This is a genomic window from Amycolatopsis sp. 505 (genome assembly GCF_031625235.1).
In the GTDB taxonomy this organism is placed as follows: domain Bacteria; phylum Actinomycetota; class Actinomycetes; order Mycobacteriales; family Pseudonocardiaceae; genus Amycolatopsis.
Window position 1 is genome coordinate 1368614 of sequence record NZ_JACKQP010000001.1, and the last position, 21951, is coordinate 1390564.

At 71.5% G+C, this 21951-nt stretch carries 22 protein-coding genes; 4 read left to right on the plus strand and 18 right to left on the minus strand.

What is annotated here, in order from left to right; all coding sequences use genetic code 11:
• Position 1: 1 nt before the first annotated feature.
• Genes H5965_RS06630 through H5965_RS06640 form a run of 3 tightly spaced genes read right to left on the minus strand, consistent with a single transcriptional unit; the run spans position 2 to position 2996 of the window.
• Positions 2-661 (minus strand): response regulator transcription factor, encoded by a 660-nt coding sequence (locus H5965_RS06630; protein ID WP_176173886.1) that lies wholly within the window; start codon positions 659-661, stop codon positions 2-4.
• Positions 658-1794, minus strand: coding sequence for a MacS family sensor histidine kinase (macS, locus tag H5965_RS06635; protein ID WP_310968393.1), 1137 nt, complete (start codon positions 1792-1794; stop codon positions 658-660). The genes H5965_RS06630 and macS overlap by 4 nt, the downstream gene beginning before the upstream one ends.
• The gene (locus tag H5965_RS06640) at positions 1791-2996 is read right to left on the minus strand and encodes an AI-2E family transporter (protein WP_310968394.1); all 1206 of its coding nucleotides are present in this window, start codon (positions 2994-2996) and stop codon (positions 1791-1793) included. The genes macS and H5965_RS06640 overlap by 4 nt, the downstream gene beginning before the upstream one ends.
• Positions 2997-3221: 225 nt before the next feature.
• Between H5965_RS06640 and H5965_RS06645 the strand changes: the two genes are divergently transcribed.
• Positions 3222-4199, plus strand: coding sequence for a hypothetical protein (locus tag H5965_RS06645; protein WP_310968395.1), 978 nt, complete (start codon positions 3222-3224; stop codon positions 4197-4199).
• 205 nt (positions 4200-4404) lie between these two features.
• Positions 4405-7788 carry a PE-PGRS family protein gene (locus H5965_RS06650; RefSeq protein ID WP_310968396.1) on the plus strand — a complete coding sequence of 1128 codons (3384 nt, stop codon included), beginning with the start codon at positions 4405-4407 and terminating at the stop codon, positions 7786-7788.
• A gap of 224 nt (positions 7789-8012) precedes the next feature.
• Here H5965_RS06650 and H5965_RS06655 read toward each other — a convergent pair whose 3' ends face one another.
• Together H5965_RS06655 and H5965_RS06660 are read right to left on the minus strand one after the other, a co-directional pair.
• The gene (locus H5965_RS06655; protein WP_310968397.1) at positions 8013-8783 is read right to left on the minus strand and encodes a class III extradiol ring-cleavage dioxygenase; all 771 of its coding nucleotides are present in this window, start codon (positions 8781-8783) and stop codon (positions 8013-8015) included.
• A 67-nt stretch (positions 8784-8850) separates the two neighbouring features.
• The gene (locus tag H5965_RS06660; protein ID WP_310968398.1) at positions 8851-9243 is read right to left on the minus strand and encodes a MarR family winged helix-turn-helix transcriptional regulator; all 393 of its coding nucleotides are present in this window, start codon (positions 9241-9243) and stop codon (positions 8851-8853) included.
• Between the two features lie 66 nt (positions 9244-9309).
• Between H5965_RS06660 and H5965_RS06665 the strand changes: the two genes are divergently transcribed.
• A complete protein-coding gene (locus H5965_RS06665; protein ID WP_310968399.1) occupies positions 9310-9762 on the plus strand; it encodes a MarR family winged helix-turn-helix transcriptional regulator in 453 nt (150 codons plus the stop codon).
• Positions 9763-9765: 3 nt separating this feature from the next.
• Here H5965_RS06665 and dnaB read toward each other — a convergent pair whose 3' ends face one another.
• The 12 genes from dnaB to H5965_RS06725 all read right to left on the minus strand — a co-directional run bounded on the left by dnaB (position 9766) and on the right by H5965_RS06725 (position 19509).
• Positions 9766-11169 (minus strand): replicative DNA helicase, encoded by a 1404-nt coding sequence (gene dnaB, locus H5965_RS06670; protein ID WP_310968400.1) that lies wholly within the window; start codon positions 11167-11169, stop codon positions 9766-9768.
• Between the two features lie 506 nt (positions 11170-11675).
• Positions 11676-12464 carry an ESX secretion-associated protein EspG gene (locus H5965_RS06675; protein ID WP_310968401.1) on the minus strand — a complete coding sequence of 263 codons (789 nt, stop codon included), beginning with the start codon at positions 12462-12464 and terminating at the stop codon, positions 11676-11678.
• 100 nt (positions 12465-12564) lie between these two features.
• Positions 12565-13914 carry a hypothetical protein gene (locus tag H5965_RS06680; RefSeq protein WP_310968402.1) on the minus strand — a complete coding sequence of 450 codons (1350 nt, stop codon included), beginning with the start codon at positions 13912-13914 and terminating at the stop codon, positions 12565-12567.
• A gap of 1 nt (position 13915) precedes the next feature.
• Entirely contained in the window at positions 13916-14515 is a 600-nt protein-coding gene (locus H5965_RS06685) for a DUF3558 domain-containing protein (protein ID WP_310968403.1), read from the minus strand.
• Positions 14512-14865, minus strand: coding sequence for a hypothetical protein (locus tag H5965_RS06690; RefSeq protein ID WP_310968404.1), 354 nt, complete (start codon positions 14863-14865; stop codon positions 14512-14514). Before H5965_RS06690 ends, H5965_RS06685 begins: the two co-directional genes overlap by 4 nt.
• Positions 14866-14992: 127 nt before the next feature.
• A complete protein-coding gene (rplI, locus tag H5965_RS06695) occupies positions 14993-15454 on the minus strand; it encodes a 50S ribosomal protein L9 (protein ID WP_310968405.1) in 462 nt (153 codons plus the stop codon).
• A 14-nt stretch (positions 15455-15468) separates the two neighbouring features.
• Positions 15469-15717: a 30S ribosomal protein S18 gene (gene rpsR / locus H5965_RS06700; protein ID WP_003098744.1), complete on the minus strand. Its 249-nt coding sequence runs from the start codon at positions 15715-15717 to the stop codon at positions 15469-15471.
• Between the two features lie 43 nt (positions 15718-15760).
• On the minus strand, positions 15761-16273 hold the full coding sequence (locus H5965_RS06705) for a single-stranded DNA-binding protein (protein ID WP_043787121.1): 513 nt from the start codon (positions 16271-16273) through the stop codon (positions 15761-15763).
• 17 nt (positions 16274-16290) lie between these two features.
• Positions 16291-16617, minus strand: coding sequence for a 30S ribosomal protein S6 (gene rpsF / locus H5965_RS06710; RefSeq protein WP_200876551.1), 327 nt, complete (start codon positions 16615-16617; stop codon positions 16291-16293).
• Between the two features lie 102 nt (positions 16618-16719).
• A complete protein-coding gene (locus H5965_RS06715) occupies positions 16720-17604 on the minus strand; it encodes a hypothetical protein (RefSeq protein WP_310968518.1) in 885 nt (294 codons plus the stop codon).
• A gap of 84 nt (positions 17605-17688) precedes the next feature.
• Positions 17689-18594, minus strand: a complete 906-nt coding sequence (locus tag H5965_RS06720) for a hypothetical protein (RefSeq protein ID WP_310968406.1) — start codon at positions 18592-18594, stop codon at positions 17689-17691.
• A 117-nt stretch (positions 18595-18711) separates the two neighbouring features.
• Positions 18712-19509 (minus strand): hypothetical protein, encoded by a 798-nt coding sequence (locus tag H5965_RS06725; protein WP_310968407.1) that lies wholly within the window; start codon positions 19507-19509, stop codon positions 18712-18714.
• Positions 19510-19623: 114 nt separating this feature from the next.
• Here H5965_RS06725 and H5965_RS06730 point away from each other — a divergent pair, with 114 nt between their 5' ends.
• Positions 19624-20397 carry a deoxyribonuclease IV gene (locus H5965_RS06730; protein ID WP_310968408.1) on the plus strand — a complete coding sequence of 258 codons (774 nt, stop codon included), beginning with the start codon at positions 19624-19626 and terminating at the stop codon, positions 20395-20397.
• Here H5965_RS06730 and H5965_RS06735 read toward each other — a convergent pair.
• The gene (locus H5965_RS06735) at positions 20394-21944 is read right to left on the minus strand and encodes a glycosyltransferase 87 family protein (RefSeq protein ID WP_310968409.1); all 1551 of its coding nucleotides are present in this window, start codon (positions 21942-21944) and stop codon (positions 20394-20396) included. The genes H5965_RS06730 and H5965_RS06735 overlap by 4 nt on opposite strands.
• Between the last annotated feature and the right edge of the window lie 7 nt (positions 21945-21951).

Here is a 21951-nt window from a genome sequence, read left to right on the forward strand (position 1 = left end):
GTCACTCCTCGTCGAGGCCGTGCTCGATCGCGTACCGGGCCAGCTCGACGCGGTTGTGCAGCTGCAGCTTCCGCAGCGTCGACTGCACGTGGTTCTCCACGGTCCGGTGCGACAGCACGAGCCGCTCGGCGATCTGCCGCGCGGTCAGGCCCTTCGCGACCAGGCGCAGGACGTCGGTTTCGCGCTCGGTCAGCCGCGGTGGCTCGGCGCCCTCCGCCGGCGCGTCGGCCATCCGCCGGTACTCGCCGAGCACCAGCCCGGCCAGGCCCGCGGTGAACACCGGGTCGCCGGCCGCGGTCCGGTGCACGGCGTCGACCAGCTCGACCGCGGACGCCGACTTGACCAGGTACCCGGACGCGCCCGCCTTCACCGCCTCCAGGACGTCCTTGTGCTCGCCGCTCGCCGAGAGCACCAGCACCTTCGTCGACGGCAGCGCCGCGGTGATCTCGCGGGTCGCGTCCACACCGGAAGTGCTGCCCAGGTTCAGGTCCATCAGGACGACGTCCGGCTGCACGGTGCGGGCGATCCGCACCGCCGCGTCGGCGTCCGGCGCGGTCGCCCGGACGTCGAAGCCGTGCTCGGTGAGGTCACGGGCCACCCCGTCGCGCCAGATCGGGTGGTCGTCGACCACCATGACGGAGATCCGCGGTTCGTCGCTCATCTCGCACCCCTCGTGCTCGGCACCCTGACCTCCCACTCCGTGCCCCGGCCGGGCCCGGTGTCGAGGGTCGCGCTCCCCCCGAGATCGCGGACCCGCCCCCGGATGGATTCCACCACGCCGAGGTGCCCGTCCGCGGCGGCTTGCTCGAGAACGCCGTCCGGTATGCCCGGTCCGTCGTCCCGGATGCTCACCACGACCTCGTCGCCGAGGTCCTCCAGCAGCACCCAGGCGTGCGCGTCCGGGCCTGCGTGCTTCTCCACGTTTGACAGGGCTTCGCGGGTCACAGCGACCAGTTCGCCGGTGACGTGCGCGGGCAGCTCGACGTCGTCCGCCGGGGCCGAGACCTGCACCGACGACGTCGCGAGCACCTGCAACGCCGCGCGCAGGCTCATCGTGCCGCTGTCGGTCAGCTGCACCGGCTCGGTCGTCACCAGCGACCGCAGCGCGATCTCCTGCTCGCCGGCCAGCCGGGCCAGCTCCGCCGCTTCGCCGCCGACCTCGTTGCCGCGCTTGCGGACCCGCGCGAGCACCTGCAGCACGCTGTCGTGGATCGAACGCGCCAGCCGCTCCCGCTCGGCCGTCGCCGCTTCTTTCCGCAATGCCTGCTCCAGCCGCGCCGACGACCGGCGGGCCATCGTCGAAGCCATGCCGACCAGCAGGCCGGCGGCGGCGAGCAGGACGCCGTCGCGGGCGACGTCGAGGTCGAACTTCTCCCGCGCCAGCCCGGTCGCCACCCCGACCACCAGCCCGGCGAGCACCCCGCCGGACGCGCCGAACCGGGCGCCCGCGGCGACCGGCGGCACGGCCGCCCACACCGTGGTGATGAGCGGGACGTTGAGCGCGAACTGCGTGTCGCTGAGCACCCACGGCGAGCTCAGCAGCAGCCCGGTGGTGAACACGAGGTCGAAGACGACCAGCGACGGCGGCCGCGTCCGCTCGCGCAGGTAGAGGAAGCTGCTGACGACCGACCACACGGCCATCACGCCGAGGATCGTCCACGCGAGCCACTCGCGCCGGTAGTGACCGCTCTGGACGATCACCGTGCCGCAGGCGAACGACCAGGTGAGGAAGCGGAAGGCCAGCACGCCCCGCCACATGGGCGTGACGGGGTCGGGCGTCCGCCGGACGGTCACTTCTCGTCTTCGTCTTCGCCGCGGGTCGGCACGGTGGCCCCCGGCGAGCCGGGCTCGGCGTCGTTCGGCTGGGCGGCCTGGTCCGCGAGGACGTTCACCTCGGCCGGGTCCGGGTTCTCCTCGTGCAGCAGGGACCGGACGCCCGCATTGAGCACGGCCAGGATCGGGACCGCCATCAGCGCGCCCGCGATCCCGCCCACGACGAGGCCGACGGTGATGGCGAGGACGACGGAGAGCGGGTGCAGCTTCACCGCGCGCCCGAGCAGCAGCGGCTGCAGCACGTGGCTCTCCAGCTGCATCACGCCGATCACGATGGCCAGCACGATCACCGCGCCGATGAAGCCGTTGGTGACCAGCGCGATCAGCACCGCGACCCCGCCGGTGATGACCGCGCCGATGATCGGGATGAACGCGCCGAGGAACACCAGCGTGGCCAGCGGGATCACCAGCGGCACGCCGACGATCCACAGGCCGATGCCGATGCCGACGGCGTCGACGACCGCCACGGCCGCCGTCGCCCGCACGTAGCTGACCAGCGACGCGAACCCGCGGCGCCCGGCGACGTCGACCCGGTTGCGGACCCGGCGGGGCGCGACGCGGACGAGGAACGTCCAGATGCCGTCGCCGCCGCTGAGGAAGAAAATGGTGATGAACAGCGTGAGCAGGAAGCCGGTGACGATTTCGCCGACCGTGCTCGCCGTGGTCAGCGCCGTGTCGGTGAGCCAGCTCTGGTTGTTCTGCAGGAAGCCGAAGACCTGGTTGATGAACTGCTGGATCTGCTCCTGGCGCAGGTGGATCGGGCCGTAGATCAGCCAGTCCTTGATCTGGGTGAGGCTCTCGTTGAGCTGCCGCTGCAGCTGGGGCAGGCCGCTCGAAAACTGCGTGACGACGAACGTCAGCAGCCCGCCCAGCACGGCCAGCCCGGCGATCAGCACGATCGCCGTCGCGAGTCCCCGCGGGAACCGGACCGCCACGAGCTTCTGCACGGCCGGCGCGAGCAGCGCCGAGAGGAGCAGGGCGATGCCGAGCGGGATCACGACGACGGACAGGCGGCCGATCACCCAACCCACGACGTACAGGGCCGCCGCCACCACGATCAACCGCCACGCCAGTGCGGCACTTATCCGTAGGCCCCGGGGGATCAGCCCGGTGACGTCCTCGTGCTCCGGCAGAAACGGGTCTTCACGTCGCGCGTGGGTCACCGGCTCACCGTAGCGGTTGCTCCGCCCGATTCGGCCGCTTTCCCGCGGCCGCGTCCGACACGCGTGACGGCCAGGGATGATCACCGACCGTCAAATCGGGCTACACCGTGTGTCTTTCACACGATGGGGGCATCAAGTCGTGTCGAGGGTGCGCGGCGCGGCGCCGGTTTGATTAGGTCGCTTTCGCAACGGCCGGATCACGAACCCAGCACGAGGAGACCACTAGTGGCGACCACCGCGACGAACGAGGGGCAGGGCGCCAAGCGCGTCGGCCGTCTCGTGTCGCGTGCGCTGCTGGTCCTGGGTGGCGCGATGGCGGGCACCGCCGCCGCGTGGTTCGTCTCCGACGCCGCCGCTTCCGCCGACACCGTCCAGGTGGGCACCGCCTCCGTCACCCCGGTCACCGACGCCACCGCGGCCGGGATCGGCGACGTGAACCGCGGCGCCGGGCACTTCGCGGGCGAGGTCGCCGGCTCGGTCGCCGACGCCGCCTGCCACCAGGACGCGACGACGTGGAGCGAGCCGCAGGCCCCGCGGTGCGGCCGCACCGACGCCGGCACGCTGCAGCACGAAGTCTCCGAGCACGTCAGTGCGTCGGTCACCGACCTCGCCGACGACGCGGTGCTGAGCCCGGCCCAGCGCACCCTCGGCGCGTTCGAGCACATCGCGCGCAAGCCGGAGGACACCCGCCAGGTCATCGAGGAGACCATCGCCCCCGCGCCGGCCACCGACTTCGGCCGCCACGTGTGGCAGCTGCTCGACCCGGCCGGTCACGGCGACCTGGTCCCGCTCCCCGTCCTCCCGGGCACCGCCCCGGTCGAGGAGGAGCCGGTGACCTCCGGTACCGGCGAGGTCGCGGGCACGCCCGCCGTCTCGACCGTCGAACTTCCCGCCGCGCTGCGAGCCGCGCTCGCGATGCCGGCGGGTGGCCAGCACGACGGCACCGGTGCCGCGGGGGACTCCCGCGACGGGCACCGTGAGCTGCCGTCGCCGCTGACTCCGGCGCAGCTTCCGATCGCGCCGGCCGTCCCCACCGCCCCGGGTGGCACCACGGCCCCCGGTGGACACCTCGACGGTTTCAACTTCGGCGTCCCCTTCTGGACGACCGAAGCCGTCGACTCCGCTGTCGCGGCGATGAGCCGCGCCGGCCTGCGCCACTCGCTGCGCACCCCGGGCGAACAGCCCGGCGTCACTCCTGACTGAACACCTCCCTTCACGGGTCGCTGAGGCGTCCACGTCCGTCCTTCGCTGACGGCTTGGCGTCCGCGCAATCCCCGTGACACGGCGGTGCGCTTTCTCGCGCCCGCACGAAGTTCCACCTCCCCCTGGTGCGGCTCGGACCTTTCCGATTCGACGAGCGCACCCCTATGAACCCGCAAGGGAACCCGAAATAAAGGAGAAAAACCCCATGCAGACGTGGGCAAAGCGCGGACTCCAGACCGCATTTGTCACGGGTGGGTTGCTGATGCTGGGCACCGGCATCGCCTCGGCTGACGAGAACGTCAACCCTGACACCCCTGCCTCGCCGCTCGACCTGAACGTCACGGCTCCGATCCAGGAGTCCAACAACGCGGTCGGCACCCCCTTCGGCCAGCTGGACCTGCCCGCCGGGCAGACGGAGCTGAGCACCAAGCCGGTCACCCAGGCCGCGAACGAGGCTGCGAAGCAGTTCGACGACGCGAGCCCGATCAACGAGAGCACCCTCGGCGGCAAGTTCACGCCGAGCCACAACAACCTCAAGGGCAACAAGGTCACGGGTGACCTCGTCGTCCCGATCCAGATCGTCGACAACGCCATCGGCGTGATCGGCGACGCGCACGTCCAGGGCGGCGACCACTCGCAGACGTGGACGCACGACCAGGACGTCAAGACGACCGGCAAGGACTCCAGCCTCGCGGGCAACGTCGTCGTCCTCGACTGGGCGCTCCCCGTCCAGATCGCCGGCAACGGCGGCGGGGTCGCCGGCGGCACCGGCCGCGTGACCGGCGGATCGGCCAGCCAGAGCACCACCGAGACCGGGGACGTCGACACCACCGGCGACGGCTCCGCGCTCTCCGGCAACGTGGTGGCGGGCCAGTTCGCCACTCCGGTGCAGGTCACCGGCAACGCCGCTTCCTACCTGCTCGGCAACGGGCAGAGCCACGGCTACTCGGCCGACACCGTCGCCACCTCCGGTGGTTCGCTGCTGAGCTCCGGCGACCAGGCCTCCGGGTCGGGCAACGTGATCGGCGCGCCGATCGCCCTGCCGGTCAAGTTCAACTGCAACTCCGGTGCGGTGTGGGGCTCGCTGTCGAACTCCGACGGCTGCAACACCTCCGCCGACGCCACGGCCGGGGCCACCCGCAAGGGCAGCCTGGGCATCCCGACCTACCTCGAGACCAGCGGCGACGACTCGTTCCTGTCCGGCAACGGCGGGGCGGCCTCGCTCTCCCCGATCGCGAACGTCGCGGGCGTCGCGGGCTCGTGGATCGGCAACGCCTCGGCGGGCATCCCCTGCGCCGGCAGTTCCTCCAGCACTGTCGACTCGGGTGGCTTCGTCAAGACCACCGGTGACGACTCCAGCGGGTCGGGCAACGTCCTCAACCCGTCGGTCGCGCTGCCGGTCGAGGCCTTCGGCATCGGTGGCACGTACATCGGCCAGGCGAACGCGGTCCACGACAACACGACCGACGCCAACGCCGGCAACGGCAGCTACACCAAGGGCAACGGCGCCTTCCTCGGCGGCAACATCGTCAACACCCAGGCCGCGGGCGCGCCCGAGGTCTTCGGCATCGGCGGCAGCCACATCGGCAACGCGACCGGCACGGCGACCGAGGACAAGACGGTCACCGCCGGGGCGTACGACGGCACCCAGGGCGCCAACTCGTCCGGCTCGGGCAACGTCGTCCAGGTCCCGGTGGGCCTGCCCGCCGAGGTCTTCGGCATCGGTGGCTCGTTCATCGGCCAGGGCTCCGGCGCGGCCGACGAGACCAAGGTCGTCTCCGGCGGCGGCGGTGGCAGCACCGTGGACGACGGCGGCTTCCTGAGCTCGAACCTGGGCACCGTCCCGCTGTCGACCCCGGTGCAGGCGGCCAACATCGGTGGCGCCTTGATCGGCCAGGGCCACGGCAAGGGCTCGACCGACACGACGTCCAACGCGGGCGGCGACGTCAAGGCCCACGGCCCGGCGGGTGCCGGCGCGGGCAACATCGTCGAGGCCCCGGTCGCGCTGCCCGTGCAGGCGATGGGCGTCGGTGGCGCCCTCGGCGGCATCGGCACCGGCGAGAACGACAACATCACCGACGCGACGGCGGGCGGCGACGCCGTGACCGACGGCCGCGACGGCGCGCTGACCGGCAACATCGTCAAGGCCCCGATCGCGGGCGCCGGCTCGGTCTTCGGCGACGGGATCGCCGCGGCCGCGCTGGGCACCGGCAAGGGCACCAACGACGTCGAGTCGGAGGCGGGCGGCGACGCCACCACCAGTGGCGACCGCGGCAGCGTGGCCGGCAACATCGTCGGCGTCGACCCCCTCGCGGTGGCGCAGGTCTTCGGGGACGCCGCCAGCGTGGCGGGCGTCGCCAAGGGCGCCGGCATCAACATGACCGAGGTCGAGAACGCGGGCGACGACACCACCTCCGGTGTCGAAGGCGCGATCTCGGGCAACATCCTCGACCTGCCGGTGACCGCGATCGCGCAGCTGTTCGGCGACGCGGTGACCGTGGGCGGCGTGGCGCACGCCATCGGCGACAACACGCTGACCACGGACAACGGTGGCAAGGCCGTCACCGCCGGCGACCAGTCCGCGCTGTCGGGCATCAACGCCTACCACGCGTTCGCGCTCCCGGTGCAGATCTTCGGCGTGCCGCTCGAGCTGCTCGGGGTCGCCACCGCGCACGCGACGGACATGACCAGCATCGACGACGAGGCCGCGGACCCCATCGCGTTCCCGGCCGAGGGTTCGGAGCTGGCGGCGGACGAGCTGCCGTCGCTGGCCGCGCTCCGCAGCGGCCTGCCCACCCAGGGCGGCCTGCCGTCGGTGGACGGCCTGTCCGGCAAGCTGCCGGTGGCCGGCCTGGTCGGCGGTCTGCCCTCGCTCGACGGGCTGACCGGCGCGCTGCAGACCAGCAACCTGTCCACCGAGGGCCTCCCCACCCAGGGTCTGCCCATGAGCGGGCTGCCGACGGTGACCGGCCTGGCCAGCAACCTGCCGACCGCCGGGCTGCCCACCCAGGGCCTGCCCGCGCTGCCGGTCGCGGCTCCGCTGGCCACCCAGCGCGCCGACGTGCCGTCGGTGACCAGCCCGCTGTCGGGTGTCTCGACCCTGCCGGCCCCGGCGCTGCCGAAGCCGGCCCTGCCGAAGCCGACCGTCCCGGCGCTGCCGGTGAACGGCCTGGCGTCGCTGGGCACCCTGGGCGGCCACGGCACCGAGCGGGCCGACGTGCCGGCCGCGGGCCTGCCCATCGCCGCCCCGGCGCTGCCGGCCCTGGGTGGCGTTCCGGCGCTGCCGAAGCCGGCCCTGCCGGCCCTGCCCACCGCGCTGCCCGCGGTGAACGGCCTGTCGTCGCTGGGCTCGCTCGCGGGCCACGGCACCGAGCGTGCGGACGTGCCGGCCACCGGCCTGCCCGTCGCGGCGCCGGCGCTGCCGCTGGAGGTCCCGGCCGTCCTGCCGACGGCGCTGCCCGTCGCCCCGGCCGTGCCGGTGAACGCCAAGCTGCCGGTGCTGGACAGCACCCCGCAGGTGCCGGCGATGTCGGGCCTGGACTCCACTGGCTTCCTCGCGAAGCTGATGGGCCTGGTCAAGCGCAAGTAGTGCGGTGAAGCCGGCGGGTTCTCCCGAGAGCCCGCCGGCCCACGATCCCCGCGATCACGCCGCCCGGCGCTCCACCGCGCCGCGAGGGTGACCTCGCATGGAGCGCTCCGGCGACGGACCGCGGACGCGGGCCTCCCGCGAACACCGAATAGCTCTCCTTCCCTGGAGACGACGAGCCCCAGGAGCCACCCGGCTCCTGGGGCTCGCTTGCGTCTCCGGGCCGATCAGGAGAACTGGAGGGAACGCTTCGCCAGGCCGTGCCAGAAGCCGTCGATCACCGTGCGGCCGGAGCCCTCGTCCGTGGTGGCGCCGAGGGAGACGAACAGCGGCGCGAAGTGCTCGATCCGCGGGTGCGCGAGCGCCGCCGCCGGGGCCTTGTGCCGGAAGTCGAGCAGCGTGTCGACGTCCCCGCTGCGCAGGACCTCGTCGCCCCAGTGGTCGAACTCGGCCGACCACGCCGGCGGCGTCCCGTCGGTGGCGCGGGCCATGCCGCTCAGGTTGTGGGTGAAGAAGCCGCTGCCGATGATCAGCACGCCTTCGTCGCGCAGCGGCGCGAGCTTGCGGCCGAGGTCGAATAGCTCCTGCGGGTCGAGCGAGGGCATCGAAACCTGCAGCACCGGGATGTCGGCGGCCGGGAACATCTCGACCAGCGGCACGTAGGCGCCGTGGTCCAGGCCCCGCTCCGGGGCGTCGTGCACCGGCGTTTCGGTCGAGTGGAGCAGCTTCCGGACCTTGGCCGCGAGTTCCGGGGCGCCCGGAGCCGCGTACCGCACCTGGTAGTAGCGCTCGGGGAAGCCCCAGAAGTCGTACACGAGCGGCACGGTCGTCGTCGCGCCGATGGTCAGCGGCGCTTCCTCCCAGTGCGCCGACACGATCAGGATCGCGCGGGGCGTCGGCAGGTCGGCCGACCAGCCGGCGAGCTGGCGGGTCCACGTGGCGTCGTCGGCGAGCGGCGGCGCTCCGTGGCTGAGGTAGAGGACCGGGGTGCGGGTCATCGACGGCTCCAGTGATTGAAAGTTCAACTACTAGAGTACCTGACGTCGAGGAGTCCCGGGATATTCCTCAGGCGGCTTCGAGGTTGGCGGCGCACCGCTCCAGCGTCCGCAGCGTGATGCGGTAGTCGTCGTCGCTGATGCCCGCCATGGACGTCGCGCGGAACTCCTTGATGCGTGCTTCGACGCGGGCGTGCGCTTCGCGGCCGTCGGCGGTCAAGGCGCCGTCGTCGGCGACCCAGCCGCGGGTGCGCAGGTCGGCCACCTTCGGGGCCATCGAGCCCTCGCCGGTGACGAACGGCGCCATGGCCGCGTCGACCTGCTCCGGCGTGCGGGCGCCGAGGGCGATCGTGTTGAGTACCTGCCAGTGCCGGCGGGTCAGCGACTCCGCGTCGAGGATTTGGGCCATGGAGGATTCGAGGAGCTCGTGGAGGTGGCGCAGCCACCAGCCGAGGGGTTTCATGAGTACTCCGGTATGTCAATGAACAACTACATGTAAAAGTACATGCAGTTCGGAGGTGGAGCAACCATGACGGACGCCGTGGCCGACGTCGAGCGCGCGATGATCGCGATCCGCCGCAGCCAGCAACGGCGGGCGCTGAGCCGGATCGGCAAGGCGCGGGGCCGCGGCGCGCACGACCCGGTGTTCGAGCTGCTCGACGTCGTCGAAGAGCTCGCCGAGCGCGGAGAACCCGGCACGGTGACGGCCTTGAGCGCGGCGATGGGCGTCGACCAGCCACGCGCCAGCCGCCTCGTGGCGCGCGCGGTCGACCAGGGATTGCTGCGCCGCGAAGCCGATCAGCGCGACGGACGGCGTGCGGTGCTCGTGCCGACCGAGGCCGGCCAGGCCCACCTCGAGGAGATGCACGCCTTTCGCCGCGGGGTGTTCGCCGAGGTCATGGCGGACTGGCCGGAGGAGGACCGGGAGACGTTCGGCCGGCTCCTCGCGGCGTTCGTCCGCGGGTACAGCGCCCTCGGCTGAGCCCTAGTCGTGCGAGAGGTCGACGAAGCGGCTGTAGTGCAGCTGGTGCGCGACGGTGATCGTCGCCGTCGGGCCGGCGCGGTGCTTCGCGATGATCAGGTCGGCCTCGCCCGCTCGCGGGTCGTCGCGCTCCCAGGCGTCCGGGCGGTTGACCAGGATGACGAGGTCGGCGTCCTGCTCCAGGGAGCCGGACTCACGCAGGTCGGACAGCATCGGGCGCTTGTCCGTGCGCTGTTCCGGACCACGGTTCAGCTGGCTGATCGCGATCACCGGGACCTCGATCTCCTTCGCCAGCAGCTTCATCTGCCGGGAGAACTCCGAGACTTCCTGCTGCCGGGACTCGACGCGCTTGCCGGACGTCATGAGCTGGAGGTAGTCGAGGACGACGAGCTTGAGGTCGTGGCGCTGCTTGAGCCGCCGGGCCTTCGCGCGGATCTCCATCATCGTCATGTTCGGCGAGTCGTCGACGAACAGCGGTGCCTCGGAGACCTCGCTCATCCGGCGGGCCAGCCGCGTCCAGTCGTCGTCCGACATCTTGCCGCCGCGCATGTCGGCGAGGCGGATCTTGGCCTCGGCCGACAGCATGCGCATGACGATTTCGGTGCGGCTCATTTCCAGCGAGAAGATGACGCTGGTCAGGCCGTGCCGGATCGACGCCGAACGCGCGAAGTCCAGGCCGAGGGTCGACTTGCCGACACCGGGGCGGGCGGCGACGATGATCATCTGCCCGGGGTGCAGGCCGTTGGTCAGCTCGTCGAAGTCGGCGAACCCGGTCGGGATGCCCTGGGACTGGCCGCCGCGCGAAGCGATCGCGTCGATCTCGTCCATCGTCGGCTGCAGCAGCTCTTCCAGCGCGACGTAGTCCTCGCTGGTCCGCCGCTCGGTGACGTCGTAGATCGCGGCCTGCGCGCGGTCGACGACCTCGTCGATGTTCGCGCCGTCGCCCGCCGCCGCGCCGTAGCCGTACTGCACGATCCGGGTGCCCGCCTCGACGAGCCGGCGCAGCACCGCCTTCTCCGAGACGATTTCCGCGTAGTAGCCCGCGTTCGCCGCGGTCGGCACCGTCGCGATCAGCGTGTGCAGGTAGGGCGCGCCGCCGACGCGGCCCAGCTCCCCGCGCCGCTCCAGCTCGGCCGACACCGTGATCGGGTCGGCCGGCTCGCCGCGACCGTAGAGGTCGAGGATGCAGTCGTAGATCGCCTGGTGCGCCGGCTTGTAGAAGTCGTCGGGGCCGAGCGCCTCGATGACGTCGGCGACCGCGTCCTTCGACAGCAGCATGCCGCCGAGCACGGACTGCTCGGCCGGGATGTCCTGCGGCGGCTGGCGGTCGAAACCACCCGTACCGGGGTCGCTCGGCCCCGGGTCTTCCTCCGCATACATCGGACTGCGGTCGTCGGTCAGAGCCACCGCCCCGGACACCTCCTCATCGTGTCGAACACCCGTTCGATTATGCCGGATCTTCGCTCTCGAAGCACGTGGCCGGTGCTCGTGCAGCCGGCCGCCCGGACCTCGTCCCCCGATGATCGGCGACAACGCCGGCCGGCTGCCGCAGACACGCGGAGCGCCACCGTGAGTACAGGCCCGAGCGGGCACGCTAGATCCCCCGGAAGGCCGATGGCAATTCAGGGTGGGGACCCATCTGTGGACAACCTGGGGATGAACGGGGGTAACCAATCACAGGTGCCGCAAGAGCTGTGGACAAGTTGGGGACAAGCGTGATCGGCTTTGGTGAATCCGCTGGTCAAAGGCTGTGTACAAGGTGTGGAGAACTCGCGGAAAACTCGTCCGGCGTGTCGCGGGAAGTCCGTTCTTCGGCGTGTCGTGGACCAGCTCGGACCCATTGGACCGCGCGGCCTGTGGATGAAAATCACGGAGGGTAGACGCGTAACCCGGTGGGCTGAACGGCCCGTCACTCAGGCCGCAGTGAGCCGGCCCTGTGCGCTGCGTAACCGGTCGGCGAGAACGCGCTGGTCGGCCGGGGTGAAGGCGATCCGGTTCTCGCCACGTCCCGGAACCTCCTCGGTCAGCCAGCGGCCTTCCGAGGTATCGATGTAGTTCACCGGGCGTTCGATCCGGTGCCGCGCGCCGGTGCGGCTGCGGGCCGCGACGTAGAGGCTGCCGCTCCCCATCCGGCGCAACGCGAGGATCCGGCGGAGCTCCTCGACCTCCTGCGAACCCTCGGCCGGGCGGTCGCTGCGGAGCACCGCGAACCCGCCGTCGTCGCCACGGGCGGTCCCCTCGAGCCGGCTCTTCGGCACTGCGAGCGGCGTCCCGCGGCCCGGCGCCAGCTTCGGGATCTGGCCGAGGAAGTCGTCGAGCAGCTCGCCGGGCCGCGACGACTCCAGCACGACGGCGTCCAGCTCCTCGTGCTTGGCCAGCACGAACGCCTCGCCGCCGGCGCTGCCCGCGAGCAGCCGGTAGCTCACCGGCTTGCCCTGGAACCCGCCGTCGATCCAGCCGTAGTACTCCAGCTGCGGCCGGGCGATCGCTTCGATCGTCGCGACGAACCCGGGGTGCATGCCGCGCGGGCCGAACAGCCCGGCCTTGGCGAGCTCGGCGTTGGTCTGCTCGTCCTCGGCGCGCTGGGCCTCGTCGCTGTACCAGGTCGGCGTCTCGGACAGCACCGTGTGCGGCTCGCCGCCCCGGCGCCGGATCAGGTTGATCAGGGTGCCGGTCGAAATGGTGACCTGCCTGTCCAGCACCGCGCTTGCCCCCAGTAAGAAATCGACCTCGATGAACCCGGTGATCACGGGAAACGCCGGGCGCGCCCATCTTGGCACGCGCCCGGCGGGCCCGCGTGCGCTACTCGCCGATGACCGGCGGTGCGGTGAGCTCGTCGGTCCCGAAGATGTCGTTCGGGTCGTCGCCGAGCAGGTACTTCGACGTGCGTTCCTCGTCGCCGCCGCCCTGGCCCTTGGCGCCGCCGGGGTGCATGCCGCCCATGCCACCCATCCCGGAGGCACCCGCGCGACCCGCCGCCGCGCCGCCCATCGCGCCGCCGGCACCCGCGCCGCCCCGGCCGGCGCCGGCCGCGTCCCCGCCGCCGGGCATGGCCCCGGTCGAGCCGCCGGGCCCGAAGCCCACACCGCCCGGCCCGAAGCCGGCCGACGGGTCGCCGATCCCGCCCGAGCCGCCGGGCCCGAAGCCGCCACCCGGGATGGAGAAGTCGCCCGCGCCGCCCGCGCCGCCGCCGGGACCGAACCCGCCGGCCCCGGGGATCTTCGGCGGGGTGAACCCCGACGAGTGGGTGCCGTCGCCGAAGTTCGGCGGGGTGTAGGTGCCCGCGCCGGGGATCTTGGACGGGTCGTAGGTCCCGCCCGGGATCTGCGAGGGGTCGAAGTTCGGCGGCTTCGCCGGGTCGAAGCCCGGCACCTTGCCCGGGTCGAAGCTGCCGCCCGGGGTGTTCGGCTGGCCGGGGAAGGACGGGACGCTGCCGGGGCCCGGCATGTTCACCCCGGGGACCGAGCCGGTGCCGTTGGGGTTCCCGGTGCCGTTGTTCCCGTTGCCGCGGCCGTCGTCGCCCGGCTTCTTCTTGCCGTTCTGGCCGCCGTCGACGTTGACGTTCTCCTGCTGGCCCTTCAGCGCGGAGTACGTCGGCATCTTCTGGCCGTTGTCGTTGCTCGCCTTGTAGTAGGTGTTGAAGGCGTCGACGTTGGCCTGGCCCTTGCTGTTGTAGTCGCGGATCGCCCGGTCGGTGTCGGTCGTCCACGGCGTCATCGCGTTGAGCAGGTTGTTCTTCGGCGGCTCCTTCGGCACCTGCTGCACCTGCGCGTGCACCGTGGTGAAGGCGTTGTGCTGCTCGCCGAGGTACTTGTCGGAGTCGGTGAGCTTGGTGCCGGAGTCCTCCATCCACACCCGCAGCGGGTGGGCGCCGGCCTGCTGCGCCGCTTCGGCACCGCCGCCGGTCCAGGCCGCGTCCATCTCCTTGGCGAGGGCGTCGATCGTGCCGAGGCGTTCGGCGTAGGCGCCCTTCAGCCGGCTCGCCGCGGACTGCCCGCTTTCGATCGAGCCTGCTCCGGGACCGGTGGTGATCTTCTCCCAGATGTCGTAGCAGTCGATCTTGCGGTCGCCCTGCACCGACGTGTGGTCGTCCGAATGCGTCGTCGCCATGTTGTAGGCGGCGAAACCGCCCAGGAGCACCAGCTCCAGCATCTCAGCCTCCCAGGGTGCGGATCATCGACTCGCCGAACTTCATCGCCACGGAGCACGGGTCCGAGGCGCCGGCGCCGTTGTCGTACTGGACCAGGATGTTGACCACGAGCTGGTCGGTCACCGCGACGAACAGGCCGCACTTGCCGTTCTTGCGGTCGTCCACCGCGGCGGCGTAGACGCCCGGGTAGCCGTAGGCCTGGGTTTCGCCCCAGTAGGCGTCGTTCGCCTTGGTGTCGTAGACGTCCTGCAGGCCGTTCTTGTTCGCCGTCACCGTGGTCACGTCGATCTGGTTGCCCGGGTCGGCGGCTTCCTGGAACGTGCAGCTCGGGCCGTTGCCCGTGGACCGCGACCGGCCTTCACCGAGGCCGAGCGAGGAGCGCCCGGACGCGTTCATCGTCGCGCAGGCGTCCGAGGTGATCGACGCGGTGTTCAACGGGCTCGGCACCCGCGGCGCGGTGTCGGCGGTGGACCGGGTGGTCTCGCTGCCCGATTCGGCCGTCGACGGCGCCGGGTTGGCGGTGCCGCGGGTCTTGCCGCCGCAGCCGGCGAGCGCGAGCACGGCGCAGGCCAGCGCGGGAACGGCGAGGAGTCGTCGGTTCACGTGGCCTGGTTCCCCTGCTTCGAAAGGTCGGTGTAGGCGTCCGACTCCTTGGTGGTGATCTTCTGCTTCGCGGCGGTCAGCGCCTCGATGTAGTTCTTGACGTAGTCCTGCATCTTCTGGTTCTGCTCGAGGAACGCCTTGCCGGACGGGTTCGCGAGCTTCTCCCAGTCGCCGCTGGCGAACTCCTTGCCGGGCGCCTTCACGTTCGCCATCAGGTTGGCGTCGGCGTAGTCGCGCTTCAGGTCGGCCTGCAGGTCCTGCCACTTCTTGATGACGCCGTCGATCTTGTCGGCGTCGAACGTGAAGCCGCCGCCACCGGCCGGCGCGGACATGTTGACCTCGTTAGCCATGCGATCCCATCCCCTTCGCGTCCTCGCCCATTCTCCTCCGACGCCGCCGCGGTGTCCGAGGTTCCCCGGAAAGCGTGAAGGCGGGCCACCCGCCAGGGGTGACCCGCCTTCTCACGACGTTACTGCCTTACTGCGCGACGGCCTTGACCTCGAGCCGCACGTCGACCTTGACGTCCGGGTGCAGCCGGGCGCCGACCGAGTGCTTGCCCACGGTCTTGATGTGGTCGCGCAGCTCGATGACGCGCTTGTCGAGCAACGGGCCACCGGCCGCCTTGATCGCGTCGACGATCTCGCCGGCGGTGATCGAACCGAAGAGCTTCTTCGAGCCCGCGGCCGCCTTGCCGGTCAGCTGGATGGCGCCGAGGCCCTCCAGCGTCGCCTTGATCTCCTTGGCGTGGTCGAGGTCGCGGATGCGACGGCTCTCCTGCGCGCGCTGGATCGTGCGGACGTTCTTCTCCGCGCCCTTGGAGGCCACGATCGCGTAGCCCCGCGGGAGCAGGTAGTTGCGCGCGTAGCCGTCCTTGACCTCGACGATGTCGCCGGGGCCGCCCAGGTTGGCCACGTCCGTGGTGAGGATGATCTTCGCCATTTCGGTGCCCTCCCTTAGCGCGCGGTCGAGGTGTAGGGCAGCAGCGCCATCTCGCGGGAGTTCTTGACCGCGATGGCGATGTCACGCTGGTGCTGGCTGCAGTTGCCGGTGACGCGACGGGCACGGATCTTGCCGCGGTCGGAGATGTACTTCCGCAGCAGGTTGGTGTCCTTGTAGTCGATCAGTTCCGGGCGGCCCTTCTTCTCGGCCTTGCAGAACACGCAGACCTTCTTCTTGGGCTTGCGGATGGGTGGCTTGGCCACTGTCTACTCCTGGTAATTCAAATCTTTGTGGATGTGTACGAGATCAGAAGGGGGGTTCGTCCGAGAAGCCGCCGCCACCGCTGCTCGCGGCCGGTGCGGAACCCCACGGGTCGTCGGCCGGCATGCCGCCGCCACCGCCGCCGCGGTTCCCACCGCCGCCACCGCCGCCGCCGAAGTCACCGCCGCCACCGCGGCTGACCTTGTTGACCTTGGCCGTGGCGTAGCGCAGCGAGGGGCCGATCTCGTCGACCTCGAGCTCGACGACGGTCCGCTTCTCGCCTTCCTTCGTCTCGAACGACCGCTGCTTGAGGCGGCCCTGCACGACGACGCGGGCGCCGCGGGTCAGGGACTCGGCGACGTTCTCCGCCGCCTGCCGCCAGATGTTGCAGCGCAGGAAGAGGGCCTCGCCGTCCTTCCACTCGCCGGACTGCCGGTCGAGGGTGCGCGGGGTGGACGCGACGGTGAAGTTCGCGACCGCCGCACCGGACGGGGTGAAGCGCAGCTCCGGGTCGGACGTCAGGTTGCCGACCACCGTGATGACGGTGTCTCCAGCCATCGGGGTTCCCCTCGGGCTCAGGCCTTGGCGGCAGCGGGCTTGGCCGCGGCGCGCTTGACCTCGCGACGCATGACCTTGGTGCGGAGCACGGTCTCCTGCAGCGACAGCTGCCGGTCGAGCTCCTTGACCGCGTCGGCCGAGGAGTTCAGGTCCAGCAGGGCGTAGATGCCCTCGGCGTGCTTCTTGATCTCGTACGAGAGGCGACGACGGCCCCAGACGTCGACCTTCTCCACGGAACCGCCCGAAGTGCGGATCACGTTGAGGAAGTTGTCCAGCGTGGGGGCGACCGTGCGCTCGTCGAGCGTGGGGTCCAGGATGACCATTACCTCGTAATGGCGTGACACAACCACTCACCTCCTATGGGCTCGCGGCCACGGGCTGTCCGTGGCAGGAGGGTTTGTCCAGGTAAGGCTACCTGGGGGTACCGGCAGGGCCGGACGGCGGGGTCAGCCGGCCCGGCGGAGCACCCAGGTGCGGACCAGTCCGGCGGTCACCCCGGCGAGCACGATCACCGCGATCAGCATGGGCAGCTGCACGTCGTTCGACGCGCTGTTCGAGGCCAGCGACTGCGCGTTGCCGGCGTCGCGGATGTCCGCGCCCTGACCGCTCTGGCCGCTCTGGCCGCTCTGGTCGCCCTGGCCCGCCTGCGGGGCGGAGGCGTCACCGGGCAGGGTGCCGTTCGCGGGGTAGCGCACCCCGGGGGCGACGGCCGTGCCGGCGGTCGCCGTGGGGATGCCGCTGTAGTCGCGCATCGGGGCGCTGCCGCCCGTGCCGCCGGCGGTGCCCGGGTTCAGGTTCGAGAGGTTGCCGGACGCGCCGCCGGGAGCGGTGTCGGCGCGGCCCTGCGTGCCGCCGCTCTGCTGGGCCGGGGTGCTGGGGGCCACGTAGTTGCCGGCGAGCAGCGTGAGGCCGCAGCCCTTGGCGACCGTGCTCTCCACGCTGTTCAGGGTCTTGTTCCAGTCGAGCCCGAGGCCCCACGTGCCGGAATTGGCGAGGGCGGTCCGCACCGCCTTGCCGATCGCGGCCCCGGTCACCTCGCCGCCGGCGGCGTTCGGCACCTGGCCGACCGGGATCGAGTGGTTCTTGGCGATGGAGTCGCCCGCCCAGCTGCCGATCGCCAGGGTGCCGGCGTTGTTCGCGCCGTTGGTGACCAGCGTCTTGACCGAGGCGCCGTCGATCGCCACCTGGTCGCCCATCTGCCCGGTGACCGAGCCCGTGCAGCTGGTGCTGACCAGGGTCGTCGCGGCGGAAGCCGTGCCCGTTGAGAGGAACGCGCCGCCGACGATGAACGCGGCGATGGCGGTGACGGTCAAGCTCTTCCGCACGAGCAGTCCTCCAGGGAAATCACGGGGGCGTCGTTGCACACAACATCAGGATGAACGACCGAGATACGTGAAAGATACTCGGCAGTCGGCTCAATTCGCAGCGGCCATTCGGCGGAGCACCCACGTGCGGACGAGGCCCGCGCTGACTCCGGAGAGTGCCAAAACCGCGATCAACAAGGGCAGATTCGACCCGTTCGTGAATCCGTCCGTTGCCGAGGGTAGCGCTTCCGCCTGGCCCGCGGTCTGGACGCCGGAATTGCCCTCCGCCGCGCCGTCCGGACCGGTGAGGCCGTACTGCGGCGCGTAACCCGGGATCTGGCTGCCGTACCGGATCGCCGGGGACGGCGTGAACAGCCCGGCCGTCGCGAAGGGGATGCCGCTGTAGTCGCGCATGGGGGCGTAGCCCGTGCCGAGGGTGAACGGGAAACCGCCGAACACGGGGCTGCCGGCGAAGCCGGGCAGAAGGGGGCTGTTCGCGTCCGGGATCGGCGTGGTGCCCGCCGGGGTGCCGCCCTGCGGCGCGCCCCCGGTCCCGCCCTGAGCCGGCGGCTGCTGCGGGTTCCCGCCCGTGCCGCCGGGCTGCTGCGGGGCGGGCTGGCCGCCGCCGGTGAGCGAGCGGAGGCCCTGCTGGGTGCCGCCGGTCACGCCCTGGACACCCTGGTTGATCGCGCTCGCCGCGGGGGCGCCGACCACCGGCACCGGGGAGACGACGGTGTTCACCACCTTCACGGTGACCTGGCACAGCGTGCCGAGGACCGCGTTGATCGTCCCGGTCAGCACCTTCGTGGTTTCGGTGACCACGCCGAGGTTGAGCGGCAGGCCGAGCAGCGGTGTGGTGGCCTTGATCGTGTCGCCGGGCTTGGCGCTGACCGTGTCACCGCACTTGGCCGTCACCGTGTCCGCCGAGGCGGTGCCGGGCATGCCGAGCACGGCCGAACCCGCGAGGACGACCGCCGCCGCGCCGACCGCTGTTGCCCTCCGTGTCCGATCCTGCATGCTCGCCGCCCCTGGTGTCGTCGCCTACTTCCCAGTACAACGACGCTAAGGCAGCTCGGTGACGCCCGCTCGCTCAGAAATGTCCGGCATTCGGGTGGAAGCGGCCGTGACCGTGCGTCAGGCGGGGCTGCGGCGGATCCAGGCGCGGACCAGCGCGGCCGCGACGATCGCCAGCGCCAGCACCGCGAGCAGCATCGGCAGCTTCGCCGGCGGCGTGATGCTGGGCAGGGCTTCCGCGGTGCCCGACTTCTGGGCGTCGACGGTCGGCGGCACCTGCTGGCCGGGGATGATCTGCGCGATCACCGGCGCCTGGACCAGGCTGCCCGGCAGCAGTGCGGCGTTGGTGTAGATGCCCGAGATCGCGTCACCCGGCAGGCCCGCGTTCCCCGGACCGGTCACGATCGGGCCGGTGCTGGAGCCGGGCGGGTTCGGCGCCGGGCTCGGCGGCGTCGGACCAGGCGGACCGGGCGGGGTGGGCGGCGCGGGCTGCGGCGGGTTCGGTCCCGGCGGCAGGGGCAGCGGCGGCAGCTGCGAGGCGACGCCCTGCGTCAGGCCGCCGACCGTGTTGACCGTGCCCTGCGCGGCCGGGCAGACGCCCTTCGCCGCCGCGTCGCCGACCAGCGGTACCCGGCCGATGCCGAGCGCCTTCACCGTGTCGCCGAGGGGCAGCGTGAGCAGGGGGGCCGAGCCGTTCGTGTTCCGCGAGCTCGAGTCGAGGCCGACCGTGAGCTGGTTCGGGGCGTTCAACGGGGCGCCGGCGTCGAGCGTCAGGCCCGGCGAACCACCCTGCTGCAGCGTGGCTTCGCAGCTCCCGCCGAGGGTGGGGTTGGTCTCCGCGGCGGCCGGCGCCGCGAGCGCGGCCGAGGCCGCGAGCGTGAACCCCAGTGCGGTGATCCGGGCGACGTGCTTCCCCATCATGCCCTCCGGCAGTCGGACCAATCTGGATCACGGAACGCGCTCACGGTACTCCACGAGCGTCACCAACCGGGCCCACCGGCCGGAAACGGGATCCGGAGTACCGTGCTCGGCATGCTGATTGGCGCCCATGTCCGTGACGACGACCCGTTGACCGCGGTCGCCGAGCGCAAAGCCGACGTCGTCCAGTTCTTCCTCTCCGACCCGCAGGGCTGGAAGGCCCCGAAGCCGCACCCGCACGGCGAAGCCATCGCGGCCGACCCGGTCGAGGTGTTCATCCACTCGCCGTACCTGATCAACGTGGCTTCGCTGAACAACCGGATCCGGATTCCCTCCCGGAAGAACGTCACCCAGCACGCGGACGGCGCCGCGGCGATCGGCGCCAAGGGCCTGATCGTGCACGGCGGGCACGTCGGCGCGAACGACGACGTCGAGGCGGGCCTGGACAACTGGCGCAAGCTGTTCGAGCGCGAGCAGGAAAAGGGTGGCTTCAAGGTCCCGATCCTGATCGAGAACACCGCCGGCGGCGAGAACGCGATCACCCGCGACCTCGACGTCATCGCCCGGCTGTGGGACAAGGTCGGCGAGTTCGGCGCCGGGTTCTGCCTGGACACCTGCCACGCGTTCGCCGCGGGCTGGGACCTGGCCACCGCCGTCGAAAAGGTCAAGGCCATCACCGGCCGGATCGACCTGGTGCACCTCAACAACTCCCGCGACGAGTTCGGCTCGACCCGCGACCGGCACGCCAACGTCGTCGAGGGCGAGGGCACGATCGACCCCGAGGTGCTGGTCGCCGTCGCCCGCGAGGCGGGTGCCCCGGTCGTCGTCGAGACGCCGGCCGACGGTCAGGCCACCGACATCGCCTACCTGCGCGAACAGCTCGGCTAGACGGCCACGGCCCGCCGGCGGCGCCGGGTGGCGTTCGGGATGATCACGTCCCGGGCGCCGTCGAGGAAGCCGCCGGCCGGGTCGTCGTCGCCGTCGGCCCGCACCAGGTCGGTCGCCGGGCGGTAGATCTCCCGGACCACGAGCACGCACAGCCCGGCCACGGCGAGGTCGCGGACCACGACCGTGCCCAGGAACCAGCCCTCCGGCAGGCCCTTGTGGTCGACGCCGAGGTAGTAGAACATCCGCGGCACCCAGACGACGGCGTCGATCAGCATCCAGCCGAGCAGCAGCCGCCAGCGCGGGATCGCCAGCACCGCCAGCGGGACGAGCCACAGCGAGTACTGCGGGCTCCACACCTTGTTCGTCAGCAGGAACGCGGCCACCACGAGGAACGCGAGCTGGCCGACGCGCGGCCGCCGGGGCGCGGCGAGCGCGAGGTAGGCGATCCCGGCGCAGCAGGCCAGGAACAGCACGGCGACGGTGATGTTGAGGTACGTCGGCGTCTGGTTCTTCTGCAGCACACCGTCGAACCCGGCCCAGCCGGTGGTGTACGAGAAGACGTTGTACAGCGAGTCCGGGTCCATCGGCCGCAGGGCGCTCATCCGGAAGAACTCCCACCAGCCGCGGGTCGCGGTGAGGATGAACGGCACGTTCACCGCCAGCCACGTCAGGATCGCGGCGCCCGCGGTCTTCCAGAACGGGGTCAGCTTGCCCGCGCGCAGGCACAGGAAGAACAGCACGCCGAGCAGGAGGAGCGGGTAGAGCTTCGCCGTCGCGCCCAGCCCGAGCAGGACGCCGGCGAGCACCGGGCGCCGGCGCGCCCAGGCGAGCAGGCCGGTCGCGGTGAACGCGGTCGCGATGGCGTCGAAGTTGGTGAAGGCGTGCACCAGCACCAGCGGCGAGATCGCGACCAGGACCATGTCCCACGGACGGCGTTTCACCGTCCGGCCGGTCGCCCAGACGGTGACGAGCCAGGCGAGCCCGAGGAACAACGCGGTGATGTCGAAGTAGATCGCCACCGGCAGCGCCCCGGGCAGCCAGCCGGACTCGGCGACGTTGTACCAGCCCGCCGCGAGCTTCGCGTTGACCCACTGGAAGAGCCCGGTGAGCACCGGGTACTCCATGTACCGGGTGTTGTCCTCGGCGGTCTGGGAGCTTTCCTGCCACGACGTGTAGTACGGGAAGGTGCCCGGTCGGTCGAGCCGCTCGGAGCCGTAGAGCGGCACGATGTCCGAGTAGCACATGGCGACGAACGGGCGGCCCGCCCGCCAGTCGAGCTGGGTGTTGCCGTTCGCGTCCTGGTACTGCTGGATGCAGGAGCCCTTGCCGAACCAGCACAGCATCAGCGCCAGCGTGGCCAGCAGCAGCCCGACGCGCTGGGGTGACCAGAACCAGTGCCTGCCGACCGCCGCGTGCTCACCGAGCGGGCCGCCGAGTGGTCTGGTGACCGCCGCCGCAAGGGGCTCGTTCCAGCTCGGGACGACCCGTTCCGCCCTGGTCAGCGTCACCGGACCGGGTTCCGGCTCCCGCGTGGTCTCCTCTGGCACGAGGCGG